This window comes from Streptomyces sp. NPDC059567 (assembly GCF_042735655.1).
GTDB lineage: Bacteria > Actinomycetota > Actinomycetes > Streptomycetales > Streptomycetaceae > Streptomyces.
Genome location: NZ_JBHWBS010000034.1, coordinates 30,857 through 43,791, shown reverse-complemented (window position 1 = coordinate 43,791; position 12,935 = coordinate 30,857). Strand labels below are relative to the sequence as shown.

7 protein-coding genes are annotated in these 12,935 nt (G+C 73.2%); 1 reads left to right on the top strand and 6 read right to left on the bottom strand.

From position 1 onward, the window contains the following. Window positions 1-18: 18 nt before the first annotated feature. Window positions 19-1,401, bottom strand: coding sequence for an esterase/lipase family protein (locus ACFVZW_RS17565; RefSeq protein ID WP_384522135.1), 1,383 nt, complete (start codon window positions 1,399-1,401; stop codon window positions 19-21). Beyond that, on the bottom strand, window positions 1,391-5,833 hold the full coding sequence (locus ACFVZW_RS17560) for an NACHT domain-containing protein (protein ID WP_384522133.1): 4,443 nt from the start codon (window positions 5,831-5,833) through the stop codon (window positions 1,391-1,393). The genes ACFVZW_RS17565 and ACFVZW_RS17560 overlap by 11 nt, the downstream gene beginning before the upstream one ends. A 133-nt stretch (window positions 5,834-5,966) precedes the next feature. Here ACFVZW_RS17560 and ACFVZW_RS17555 point away from each other — a divergent pair, with 133 nt between their 5' ends. Next, window positions 5,967-6,980 carry a translation initiation factor 2 gene (locus ACFVZW_RS17555; RefSeq protein WP_384522131.1) on the top strand — a complete coding sequence of 338 codons (1,014 nt, stop codon included), beginning with the start codon at window positions 5,967-5,969 and terminating at the stop codon, window positions 6,978-6,980. Between the two features lie 32 nt (window positions 6,981-7,012). Here ACFVZW_RS17555 and ACFVZW_RS17550 read toward each other — a convergent pair whose 3' ends face one another. From ACFVZW_RS17550 to ACFVZW_RS17535, 4 genes are all read right to left on the bottom strand, one after another. Continuing rightward, window positions 7,013-7,444 (bottom strand): hypothetical protein, encoded by a 432-nt coding sequence (locus tag ACFVZW_RS17550; RefSeq protein WP_384522129.1) that lies wholly within the window; start codon window positions 7,442-7,444, stop codon window positions 7,013-7,015. Between the two features lie 200 nt (window positions 7,445-7,644). After that, the gene (locus tag ACFVZW_RS17545; protein WP_384522127.1) at window positions 7,645-8,028 is read right to left on the bottom strand and encodes a VOC family protein; all 384 of its coding nucleotides are present in this window, start codon (window positions 8,026-8,028) and stop codon (window positions 7,645-7,647) included. Window positions 8,029-8,074: 46 nt separating this feature from the next. Next, window positions 8,075-9,418, bottom strand: coding sequence for a glycosyltransferase 87 family protein (locus ACFVZW_RS17540; protein ID WP_384522125.1), 1,344 nt, complete (start codon window positions 9,416-9,418; stop codon window positions 8,075-8,077). A gap of 148 nt (window positions 9,419-9,566) precedes the next feature. Then, window positions 9,567-12,779 (bottom strand): sacsin N-terminal ATP-binding-like domain-containing protein, encoded by a 3,213-nt coding sequence (locus ACFVZW_RS17535; RefSeq protein ID WP_384522123.1) that lies wholly within the window; start codon window positions 12,777-12,779, stop codon window positions 9,567-9,569. Window positions 12,780-12,935: the final 156 nt, after the last annotated feature.

Sequence of the window (12,935 nt, the reverse complement as noted above, 5' to 3'; positions counted from 1 at the left end):
ACGCACGGCCCGCGGTGCTCACATCACGAGGATGACGTCCCGGCACGCGTAGTCGGCCGTCGTCGAGCAGACCTCCAGCGTCCAGCGCCCCGCCTCGGCCCGTAGTTCCGCGCGGAAGGTTCCGTCGCCGCACGGGTGCATCGTGTCGTCCCCGACGCAGGTGCCGTCCTCGGCGAGGCGCCGTACCCGCAGCCGCATCGCGGCGTCGGCGTTCGTCGCCCACACCTCGAACGGCTCTCCGGCCGCGGCGACGTCGGGCAGCTCCACGCCGACGGGGTGTTCGGAGCTCAGGGCCCGGGCGGGCTCCAGGTCGTCGCACATGCGCTTCAGCTGGTGGATGGCCGCGTCCGCGTTGATGAGGTCCGCGTGTCTGCTCTCCAGCCACAGCGTCCGGCCCGTGGACGGCCATTCGGGCGGAGTCTGCGCGATGTGCGCCACCGTGCCGTCACCGAGGATCTGCACGTACCGGTCCTCGGGGTCGGTCGACTTCGAGAAGTCGGAGTGGAAGGTCGGCCTGCCGTCCGGGGAGAAGGAGACCGCCTGATCGGTCCGGTGCTTGTCGCCGCCGAAGGCGAACAGGCCGTAGCGGTCACGTCCGTGGGCGGCGTCGTTCGCCCGGATGGCGTTGTTGATCTCCACGAAGTACGCGGCGGAGTCCGCGATCATCCACGGTCCGACCCCCTCGACCGGCGTACGGCTGTTCAGGCGGTCCCTGCCCCGCTCCTCGTCGAGCACCACCCGGTACGTGGGGATGAGCTGACCGAGCGAGGGGTACGTCGAACAGATCCCGTGGAGCCACTCGTTGAGGGACCCCGGCAGCCACCGCGCCCGCCCCGTGAGGAACCTCAGCGCCTTGACGCTCCCGGAGAAGGGCGTGCCCAGCGTGGCGACCGACCGCGTCCGCTCCCATCCGCCGAGGACCTCGGTGTAGTACCGCACCACCAGACCGCCCATGGAACGGCACAGGAAGATCACCTTGGCGTCCCGGGCCCGTGGATACCGCGTCGGATCGGCCGTCTCCTGCCAGCGGTCCAGCCGTTCGTCGACGAATCGCTTCAGCTTCCGGGCCGAGTTGCGATTGCTCAGGCGCCAGTCGTACGGGAAGACCGCGAACCTCTCCCGCTCGATGCCCAGTCGGCGCTGAAGGCCGGCGCAGCCGGTGTCGGAGATCAGACCGGGCAGGAGGCGCGCGCCGTCGATCGCCCGCCCCACCTCAAGGGCGTGGGGCGGCTCCGGATCCCCGTCCCCGATGCCCTCCTGCAGCCTCAGCAGCTCGCTCGTCCGCCGCGGGCCGAGAACGCCGCCGACCGCCTGGGGAGTGAGGTCCCAGACGTCGAGCCCGTCCCGGGTCAGGGCCGTGCCCATGATGCCCGGAACCACGACGACGAGATCATCCTTCACCGATCGCTCCCCCTCTCCGCTCGGTGGCCTCCGCCACCCGTTGCCGGACGACCCGCGGCGCGGGCCCGTCCTCGTCGATCCGCCAGGGCAGGACCACCTGGTCGCACCGGAGCCGGTTCTGCGCGATGCCCTGGATCATGAGCGTGATGCGGCGCCCGTCGTAGACGGAGTCCACGTTCGTCACGTCGTAGCCACGGGACTCCATGGGATCCAGGCTCCGCTCCCGTCTGACGTCCCAGAGCCGGAGGCGTCCCGACTTCCTGCTCCAGCCGATGAGCAGGGGGCGCTCCGGCGGCCCGGCGAGAGTGAGCCCGTCGAGCGGTCCACCCGGCTGCTCGGGGAGCGGAGTCGACACGTCGATGCCTCCGTCGCACTCGGCGAACTCCACCGTGTACCGGGTCGCGAAGGCGACCAGCGGGACCGCGCGGGCCACGCGTCTGAGCACTCCGGTGGCGACGGCCGTCGCCCCGGGCACGGTGACCGGTTCCGGCCGCCCGTCGGGCCGGCCGAGATCCCAGACCCGTACCGCGTTCCCGCCCCAGAGCGACAGCCAGGACGGCCCGCCGGGAACCTCCACCAGCTCCACCTGCTGGACGGCGCCCGCGCCTCCCATCCAGAACGTCCGTCCCTCGCTCCATGCGCCGTGCCCCGTCCCGTCGCGCTCCCACGTGACCACGCTCTGGCCGGACGGCCACATCAGACGGATCCGACCGGTGCCGGTGACACCGAGGTCGATGGAGGGCACGCGCAGGTCGGAGGCGCCCGGCAGCTCGAACTCCTCGGATTCCAGAAGCTCCAGCCGCGGACCGAACCTCCGGAGCAGGACGCGCCGGCGTCCGACCGCCGCGGTCAGCCACCCGTCACCGACCCATGTGGCGCCGAGCGCGCCCACCTCCTGGGACGGGTGCGCGAGCCGCGGGCCGTCGACGGCATGCCCGGAGGCCGTGTGCAGGCTGAGCAGCACGTCGGAGCCCTGCGAGCGGGCGAGAAGCAGGGTCCCGTCGGGGCCGCCCTTCGTCCGCAACTGCGGCCCGTCGGCCTGCCGCCCCCGCGCCTGTACGGCCAGGGCGGCCCCACCGCCCCCGTCCGGAGCATGCGGCTCCCAGACCTGGAGCTGGTTGTCGTCCGCGACCGCCAGACGCCCCGTCCCCGCGGGGTCGAAGGCCAACGACATGTGACTGTGGTTGCACGGCAGGGGTACGTACTCCCCGCCCGCCTCGTCCCAGACCCGGACCGCGGCATCCTCCCGGACGGCGGTCAGCAACCCCTGGGGGCCGCGCCCGAGCGCCACGCCCCCTCCGGCGGTCCCCGTGCCGAACCGGAGCTCCGCCTCGCCGCCGAAGAGGTCGTCCATGTGCCAGCGGCGGAGCGTGTGGCCGTCCAGGGCCGCGATCACGGCCCCCGGCCCGTCCCCTGGGGCCAGCGCCGACACCGCCCTGACCACCTCGGCGCCGTCGTCGAGGGACCGTACGCGAACGAGCCGGTCCTGCCCCGTCTTCAGCCCCAGCACCTCCCACACCGTCACTCCCCCGGTGCCGCCCGCGACCACGGCGACCCGCCCGGCGCAGACGACCAGCGCCACACAGCGGAAGCGCTCGGGCGCGGTGACGTGGTACGGATGGATCCGCTTCCGCGCGTACTCCACGGTGCTGTCCCACCGCCACACCCACAGGCCGTGGGCGTCGACCACGGCGAGGAAGACCTCGCCCCCTCGCCGCACCGAGTCGAGAGCGACCGGCGACCCTCCCCAGTACAGCTCCTCCACCGGGTACCGGCTCCGGCCGTGCCACATCCGCACGCACTGGCTGTCGTGCGCGGCGATCACCCGGCTCTCGCCCCGCCCGGACGCCGTCACCCCGCGCTGCGTGGGAGGCGAGGCCCAGGTGGCGGGCCCGGTGGTCCTGCTCCGGGTCTCGCGCCCGTCCGCGGTCCACGACGTGATCTCACCGGCGCCCGCGACATGGATGATCCCGTCGCCCTGTGCCTCCCAGTGCACCGCCAGGGCACCGCCGCTGGGGGCGGGCCGGCTCCGCCGCAGCGGAAGCCGCTCGGCGCTGCTCCAGACGTCGTCCCAGAACACGAACGACGGCTTCGGCACCGTGGCGAGGAAATCCGGGGAGAACATCGCCAGGGCGGTGGCCCGCAGCACCGCCCATCGGGGGGCCGGCGACGGGTGCTTGCGGAAGTGGTCGGCCACCCGCAGATAGAGGGCGCTCTGCCGGGTGATCGCCAGCCGGGCGGCCACCAGCGGTTCGAGCAGGTCGGGCTCGGCCGCGACCAGGAAGTGGTGGTCCTCCACCAGCTCCTCAAGAGCGTCGTCACCGGCCAGGGCGGCATGCGCGGCGAGATAGTGGGCGACGTACGGTTCCGCGTCCTGCCAGTCCTCGCCTCCCTCGGGAGTCAGGGTCCGGTACACCGCCCGGTGCTGCCGCCGCTGTTCCGCCTCGCCCTCCAGCAGATGGGCGCCGAAGCTGGGGTGGTGGAGGCGGTACACCTCCGTACCGAACTCGCTGTCCTTGGCGATGGTCACGCCCGTGGCCGCACGGATCACGGCCCTCAGATCGTCGGCGTCGTACTCCCTGCTGTCCGGGCCCCGCGCCGTGTTGGTGACATCGAGCCACACGCGGGGCTGGGGCAGCCCGACCCCCTGCGCCAGCGCGAGCGCCCGCATGAAGTCCCGGACACGGAGGGGGTCCTGCGGGTCGAGCCGGTCCAATTCGTCCGCCAGCAGGGAGTCCAGGACGGCTGTGCCGGGCCGGAGCTCCCTGTCCAGCCTGGTCACGTCGGGCGGCGTGGACAGCTGGGCGAGATGCCGGGCCCACAGGGTGGCCACGAGAAAGAGCCCCTTGCTGCGGTCCGCGATGTACCGGGCGACGGCGCCGCGTGTCTGCGCCGCGTCCGGCAGCAGGCTGTACGGCGAGTCCTCCTCGCCGAGGAGCCGTTCGACGTGCCGGGCGATGTCCTGCTCGACCTCGGGGGTCCGGTCCAGCTCCAGCGGCTGCATGCAGTGCAGGACCTCCAGCAGCGTCTCGACGGGCAGATCGCCCGGGAGGTTGCGGCGCGCGTTCGGCCGGGTGGCGACCACCACCCTCACCCGTGGCTGCGCCGCCAGCGGATTGAGCAGGCCCCGCGCGATGTCGAAGGAGTGCCCGGCCGCGGCCTCGTCGAGCCCGTCGAACATCAGGGTGAGGCTGCCCTTGCGTTCCGCGAGGTTCCTGACCGCCTCCACACAGGTGTACGCGGATAACCTCCCGGGGCCCGCCCTCAGGTCGAGGGGCCGCAGACACGCCGCCAACTCCTCGCAGAGTCCCGCCAGCGTCTTGCCCCGGCAGTGGATCGCCGCGTTCACCGACCGGAGTTCGGGCACGGCCCGTGGACGACGGTCCGTGGGGAGTGAGGCCACGAAGCTGTCGACGGTCAGGTGCGCCACATAGGCCAGGAGCGTCGACTTGCCCGCTCCCGACGCGCCCGTCACCGTGAACATCCCGGACTCGCGTACGCGCAGCCAGTCGACCAGTTCGGCGACCACCCGGTCCCGTGAGGCGAAGTCCCGCAGGTTCCAGCTGTCGCCCGCGTCGGAGAACACGGGCAGTTCCCCGCTCCGGAACTCCTTCCCTATCCAGGACTCGTCGTCCTCCGGCCGCAGCGCGGAACCGACGCGCGGGGACCAGTGCGGATTGAGCAGGAAACCGGGCCTCAGGGTCCGCACCTCGCGCCAGCGCGGGACCTGCCCCCGCGTCCGGCCGCTCACGGCGAGCATGAGGTGCTGGAAGAACACGCTGTCCTCGTCCCGGCGGAAGATCCTCGCTCTGCCGTCGACGAGCAGCCCCGGCGTCGACAGCACCTGTTCGAGGCAGTCGACCCAATGACCCTCCATCGCCTCCTGCTCCGAGTCGGCGGTGGCGACGACTGCGAAACCGGCGTGGGCCCTCTTCAGCCGGTCGCGCGCACCCTCGACCTGGACGCTCACCGCTCCCACCGCCTCCCCGGCGAAGCAGGCGTCCAGGACGAGCAGGGTGTCCGTGGCGTCCTCGGCGAGCCAGGAGACGAGCTCCTCGGCCGAGACCGCCCGCGCGGGGTCGAACCGGCCTTCCTCGTAACTGTCCTCGCAGGCCAGGTAGAAGGCGCCCGCCACGACTTCGCCGTGCCCGGTCCAGTAGAGGATCTTCCGGTCCACCGCCTGCTGCCCGAGCCGCAGCACCAGATCACGTATCTGCTCGCGCCCCGCGGACAGGCGAGGCGCCGGCGCATCGAGCTCCGCGCTCGCGACGTGCAGCGAGGGGGCGGCGAAGCCGAGCCGCCGCGCCTGCTCGACGAAGCGTGACGCCGTCGGTCTCAGCTGCGGGCGCTCCCTGACCCGTCGTACGTCCCCTCGGTACCGGTCGACGACGACGGTGGCGACCACCCCGTCGCGCTGCTGTGCGTGATCCATCCGAACTCTCCCCCTCCAAGAGTTCATCCACACATCCGCACCCACAGGCGAAGCGACTTGTGGCAACCTGACGTCCCGCCCCAGGAACAGTGTGCCGCCCCACGCTGCTCGACGTCAGGCAAAAGGAGGCCGAATGACCCGCGATGGGATCACCATCGGAGAGTTAGCGACGGACTGTCACATCTTCGAAGGAGACGGCACCCGCCCGATCCGCGAGGAGAACGTGACGATCATCTACGAGCCGGGTCTCCGTCGGGTGAATCTCCCCGTGGAGGTCCAGCAGTGGCGCCAGGACATCGAGGCGGAGCAGAAGCGCCGGCAGGCGGCGGGTGAGCGCTACGCCTGGAACAACCCGCGGTTCGCGGTCGAGAGCGTGCTCGTCACGCGTACCGACGAGGACGAGGCGCCCCTGGTGCGGATGAGCCTGTGCGACGCGGACTACTACGACTTCCTCGCCACCTCCGTCAACCTGGACAGGCCGTTGCGCGACGGGGAGTCCGCCACCCTGCGCTCCCAGTACCTGACGAACGCCGACCCGGTGGACGCGCCCTCGTTCCTCTCCTGCAGCTTCGGCGTCAACGTCGCCGTCGAGACGGGCCGGGACGGGAAGATGGTCTTCGCACGGCGAAGCATCACGGTGGAGGGCCACAACAAGGAGCGCTGGAACTCCTCCGTGAACGAGGGGCTGGCCGCGATCCACGACATCCCCGAGGACGGCAGGCCCATCAGCCTGGCCTCCGTGGCGCACCGCGCGCTGCGGGAGGAGCTGGCCGTCCAGGACGGGGACGAGGTCGAGCTGGAGCTGCTCGCCTTCGCGCTCGACCTGCGGAACCACCAGTGGGCGGCCTTCTACCGGGCCGTACTGCCCGAGCTCGGCTCCGAGGACCTCATCGCCCGTCGGAGCAAGGGCGTCGAGGACAAGTGGGAGCACGACCAGTTCCGGTTCGTTCCGGCGGACGCCGACAGCGTGCTCGACTTCATCCTGGAGAAGGGCTCCGAGAAGGCGTGGACCCCCTGCGGGCCCGCCCTCTTCTACCTGGCCCTCGTCCGCGCGGCCGTGATCGCCCGCGGCGGCAACCCGTCGGGTCGACTGGACGTGGAGGCGGCGGAGCGACGGGCCGTGGAGCGGCTGCGGGGCTCCGCGTAGGCGAAGGGGCCGGTCCCGGCGCCCTCGACGCGTCAGAAGATGTTCCGCTCCCGGTGCTGCTGACGCAGCTTGAGGAACTTGGTGCGCACCTGGTCGGCCGGCACCCCGCCGTCGGCCTGGATCATCAGATCGGCCAGGGCGTCCCGGGACTCCATGAAGCCGCGCCACTTCTGCTGGGGCTTCAGCCAGGTGTCCACCGCGGTCATCACCGCGACGATCAGCGCGAGGGCGGGGACCCAGGTGATCAGCCAACTCCCGTGCGCATCACCCAGGTTCGCGTCGGCGGCCACGATGGCGCTGGCGAGAATGAGCAGAATCCGGCTCAGGTAGTACGTCAGCCCGTAGTTGAAGGTCGCGACGCGCCAGCGCCGCATCTCCCGGTCCATCTCCTTGACGAGGGCCTCCGGCAGACGCTCGGCGACCTCACCGCTCCCCACCGAAGTCTCCACCACGTCCTCGGCCATGCATCCCCCTGCGAACTCGTGCCCTCGGATGAACACCCCATTGTTCCAGGGGAGATGCACACACCTGATCGACTTCCGCGAACCCGCTAGCGCACGTCGAGGAAGTCGGCGTTCGAGAGGTAGGGCTGCGCCCGGCCCCCCGGCCGGATCATGATGGTGCGAGGAGTGTACGGGCCCCGGGGACGCCGGAACGTGGGTGGTCAGAGGGGCTGGAGACGGGTGTGCAGGAGGCAGAACTCGTTGCCTTCCGGGTCGGCCAGGGTGTGCCAGCTCTCCTCGCCGGTCTGGCCGACGTCGGCGGGCCTGGCGCCGAGGGCGAGCAGCCGCTCCAGTTCGGCGTCCTGGTCGCGGTCGGTGGGGTTGACGTCGATGTGCAGTCGGAGCTTCCCGGTCCGCGGGTCGCTGCTGGGGCTGAGGACGAGGGTGGGCTGCGGGCCGCCGGAGCCTGTGCCGGGCGGCCCGATCTCGATGGATCCGTCGTCCTCCCGGCCGAGTTCGACGTAGCCGAGGACCTCGCTCCAGAACGCGGCGAGCCGTTCGGGATCGGCGCAGTCGATGATCAGTTCGCTGATGCGGCATGCCATGCCCGGCAGTGTAGCCACGGCGACGGGTCCCTCGACCACCCCCGTCCTAGGCGGGGTCCTTGGCCGTCGCCGTCCACAGGCGGCGGCAGGAGAGGACCGCCGCCGCGAGCAGGAGGCCGTTGCGGGCGACCATCAGGGTGTTGCCCAGGGCCGAGCCGTGCATGACCTCCAGATAGTGGAGCGGGTATGCGAACGCCGTCACGGCGGTCGCGGCGAGCAGGACCCACGCCACCGGGCGCTGAGTGGTGAGCCGGGAGGTGAGGCAGACCGCCGCCAGGCCCAGCAGCCAGACCATGTACTGCGGGCTGATCACCCGGCTGGTGACCGTGAAGAGCAGGATCGCGGTGAGCGCCGCGTCGAACGGTGTCGCCTCCGTCCACCGCGAGGCCCGGCCCCGCCAGAACATCAGCCAGCCGAACGCGGCGGCCGTCGTCATCAGCGACAGCTGCGCCACCGTCGCCACCTGCTCACCGGCGAACTCCAGCGCTCCGTAGCGCGTTTCGACCCAGATCGGCATCCCCGAAGCCCGCATCAGCGACAGCACCGTGCCGCCCAGCGACTCGATCTGGACACCCCGGGCGCCCTGCTGCTGCAGGAAGTCGAAACTGTGCCGGAAGGCGACGGCGAGGACGGTCAGCAGCGCCGCCGCGGCCGCGGCGGCGGAGATCCAGGCGTCCTTGGTGGTACGGCCCCGCTCCGTGCCCACCAGGGTGAGCAGCGGCCACACCTTGACCAGGGCGCCGAACGCGGCGAGCGCCCCGCCGAGGCGCGGGCGGCGACGGCCGGCGAGCAGCGCGAGGACGGCGAGGGCCGTCACCTGGATGTCGAACCGCCCGTGCGGCAGGTTCAGGAGCATGGGCAGCCCGGCGGTCCACAGCCAGGCCCCGGCGTGCCTGCGGCCGGGTCGGGCCAGGGCCACCAGCACCACGGCGTCGGCGACGAGCGTGAGCACGAGGAACGCGGCGAAGTAGTCGAGGAAGGGCAGCAGCGACGGGGAGAGGAAGAGCAGTCCGGCACCCGGAGGGTACTGCCAGGTGACGTCGCCGACCGGGAAGGAGCCGTCGGCCAGCTGCTGGGACCACCGCGGGTAGAGGAACGCCACCTCGGAGGAGACGTTGCTGACGCCGATGTCGTCCTGGACCAGCAGGTACACCATGAGGATTCGGGTCAGGACCCAGACCGTCCCGATCGCCGCGAGCGACTTTCCGGTGGTCCAGGTCGCGGCCCAGGCGTCGGCGCGCCGCGCCGCCCTGTCCAGGGCGAGCGCCGCCGCACCTCGGCCGCCGGCGAGGTCTTCCTGCTGATGGGGAACGGCCGGGTCGGAGGTGGCCGGGTCCGGGCCCTCCTCGGGAGGAGCGCCGCCCAGAAGGCCGGCCTTCTGCTGCGTCATGGATCGGAAATGTAGACCGATATGACCGCTATCTCACGGAATGAACCGCTGGTCCCGGCGCACGTCCCCCATAGGGCGGCCCCCGGCGGAGGGAGCAGCGCAAGCGCCCGGCCGCCACCGCCGCCGCTGATGGCCCAGGGGTGTCCGGCTAGTCGAACCACCGGTCCCTGGCCAGTTCCGCCGTCCTCGACGGGTCCTCCAGCAGGGCCGCGACCTCGAAGCGGCGGGGCCACTGGCCGGCCGCCCAGGCCAGGCCGGCCGCGACGCCCTCCAGGGTGGCGGCGTGGATCGTGCCGTCGGGGGTGCGGCGCCAGTCGAGTTCGACGCCCGCGGCGCGCAGCTCCTCGTGCTCGACGTACGAGTCCGGGGTCGCCGGCCCGAGGAGGGCGTGCACCGAAGGCGGTACGTCGTGCTCCTCGCCGACCGTGGTGACCTCGGCCTCCACGGACTCGCTCAGCCGCCGGACCTGGAACAGCTCCGCCAGATCGGCCGCCCGCGAAGGGGAGACCGGCAGCAGGGGCAGCCCGCCGGCCAGCGGGAGCAGGTCGGGCGCGTCCGCGACCAGCGCCTCCGAGGCGTCGACCACCAGCAGTTCCCCGTCCACGACCGCGCGCAGCTCGTCGGGGAGGGTGACCTGCTCGGGGTCCAGGTCGGCGAGCGCGGTGTACAGCGCATGCAGCTGGGCGCCGGTCACCTCGCGCTCCGGGGAGGCGAGCCGCGCCAGGAGCTCGGCCGCGCCGCCCGGCTCGTCGAGGAGCGCGGTGACCGAGGTGCGTACGCCCAGGGCCCGCAGGACCTGCTCGTCCTCGAAGCCGGTCGCGTCCGCGGAGTCGTACAGGCCGATGAGCAGCGGGTCCGTGCCGGCCGCCCGCAGACCGGCCGGGCGGCGGCCGTCGAGGACCGGGTGGTCGCGGAGCCACCAGGCGGTGTACGACCGTACGGTCTCGGTCGTCCCGTCCGGCATCAGGACCCGCACGGGCTGGGTGAGGGCGTCCCGCAGCGGCGGCTGCGCCAGCAGGGCGAGCGCCTGCGGCCAGGCGTCGTCGTCGACGAGGTCCAGGTCCCGCACGGCGACGATCTCGGTCGCCACCGGCGGCACCGGCGCCTCCGGCAGCCGGTCGAGGACGTCCTCGCACCACACGTCGACCGCGTCGAGGAGCCCGGCGTCGTCGGACTCGGCGAAGTCGCTTTCGCGGGGCTCCAGTTCGTCCGGGTCGAGGACGAGGTCGGTGGCTCGGACCAGGGCGAAGTTGGCGAGCACCCCGCAGGCGGCGAGCGGCTGCTCGCCCCACCGCTCGGCCAGCTCGGCGTCGCAGAGCGCCAGCTCGTCCTCGCGCATCACCGCGGCGAAGGCGCTGCCGGGCAGGACCAGCTCGCCGGCGGGCGCGAGCTCGCCGTCCTCGTCGGGCAGGGCGAGGGCGCCGAGCCACGGCTCGTCGCCGGGCTCCAGCTCCGCGTCCCGGACGAGCGCGAGGACTGTCTCGGCGAGCTCGTCGGCGTCCAGGCTGTCCCCGTCCTCGTCCCAGATCTCCCCCGCGTCCAGGGAACCGGCGACCGCCGCCCTGACCTGTGGAGTCGTCAGCACGGCGCGGGGCGTGGCGGGCAGGGCGCCCAGCTTCTCCAGGAGGGGGTGGGCGGCGTCCGGGTGGGCGACCTTGAGGCCGAGCCGGGTCAGGTCGGCGGGGGTGTGGTCCTGGGGCAGCAGGACGTGCCGGGGGCCGATGGTGGTCCGGATCCGGGAGCCGGGCTGCTCCTCGCGGTCCTCGCGGTCCTCGCGGTCCTCGTCGGGAGCTTCGTCGTACGGACGTTCCGCGTCCGCGCCCGCCAGCGGGACCGGCAGGCCCGTCAGCCGGTCCGGGTCCACCCCGGCCAGCGAGTCGTACAGCTGCCACCACCACGACGGCGCCCGGTCCACCCCGGCCAGCCGGTCGATCGCCTCCGTCAGCGGCACCCGTCCGATCCCCAGCGTGCGCAGCTCGGGCCGCCGTTCCAGCCCCGCGGGCAGCAGGGCCGGGAAGACCTCGGCCAGGGCGGCGACGGTGTCGGCGCCCGCGCCCTCCACCACCTCCGCCTCCACGGGCCGCAGCGCGGGCACGTCCTCGGACGGCGCCTCGGGGGCCAGGAAGGCCACCCGCGGCAGCCGCTCCAGGATCGCGGCGCGCAGCGCCCCGTCCAGGACGCCCTTGCCGAGCAGACCGGGCACCAGGTCGATCGTGGCGACCGTCACCGGCTGCCAGTCCGCGAGGAGTTCGGCGTACGCGTCGGCCGACCGCTCGACCAGGAAGTCGGTGAGCGGCCCGGGCGCGGGGTGGCGGCGGGCGGTGTCGAGCGGCAGCGAGGCGATGAGGAGGGCGGGCAGCCCGAGCGGTTCGTCGGTGGGGGTCGGGGCGTGGACGACGGGGGCGGTACGGGGGTGCAGCGGCGCGCCCTCGCCGTCGACGGGGACGGCCCAGGTCACCGACCAGTGGGGGCGAAGCCGCTCCTCGACCGGCCGGCCCTTGAGGAGCGCGGGGTCGAGGGGGCCGCCGTGGCTGACGGTCCGCCAGCGGTGGGTCCCGGTGGCGGAGTCGGCGATGTGGACGTAGCCGTCCTGCTCGGAGCGGCGGAGCGTCCGCACGCCCTCCGAGGTGTCGACCACGATCTCGGCGAGGCCGGGGAGGGTGAGGAGCAGGGCGTCGTCGATGGAGTCGAGGAGCCGCTCGGCGAGGTCGACGGCGGCGGAGTCGCGCAGCGGGAGCACGACCACGGTGTCGTAGCCGTCGGGGGCGGTGCCCTCGGCGGGCAGCGGGAGGCGCAGCAGCGGGACGTGGCCGTCGCGGCGGCGCAGTTCGTCCCCGAGGCCGGGGCTGTGCCGGGCGACCTCGGCGGCCAGCTCGCGGGCCTCGGCGAGGGACCAGCGGACACCGCCGTGGCGGCCGAGGACGGCGGGCTCGTCGGAGACGGCGAGGACGGCGGCGAAGCCGACGCCGAAGCGGCCGACGGCGGCCGTGTCCTGCTCGCCCCGCTTCGCGGAGGCGCGCAGCGTGGACAGCGACTCGACGCCGGTGGCGTCCAGCGGGGCGCCGGTGTTGGCGGCGGCGAGGACGGCGGGGGCGTCGGGGCCTGCCGCGTGCAGGGTGAGCCGGAGCCTTCCCGTCACCCCGGCGCGGCGGGCGGCGTCGGCGGCGTTCTGGGCGAGCTCGACGACGAGGCGGTCGCGGTAGCCGCCGAGGGCGAGGTCCTCCTCGGCGTTGGCGTCCTCCCGGAACCGGGCGGGCCCGGCACCCCAGGCATCGAGCACGCCTCTCCGCAGCCGGGCGGTACCGAAGGGGTCGGCTCCGTCGGTCGACGTCCTGACGCTGACGCTCACGTCTGACTCCACTCTGCGGGCGGGATTGTGCCGGGGCCCGAAGGTACCGCGACCTGCGAGTCCACAAACGCCAAGGGGCCCCCGCCCCCGCCATCCCGGCTACCCGCACCGAGCGGCCGCATTCGCCGGGGGGCGTGGGGCCGGGCCCTGCCCCCGAGTGGGCGCCGG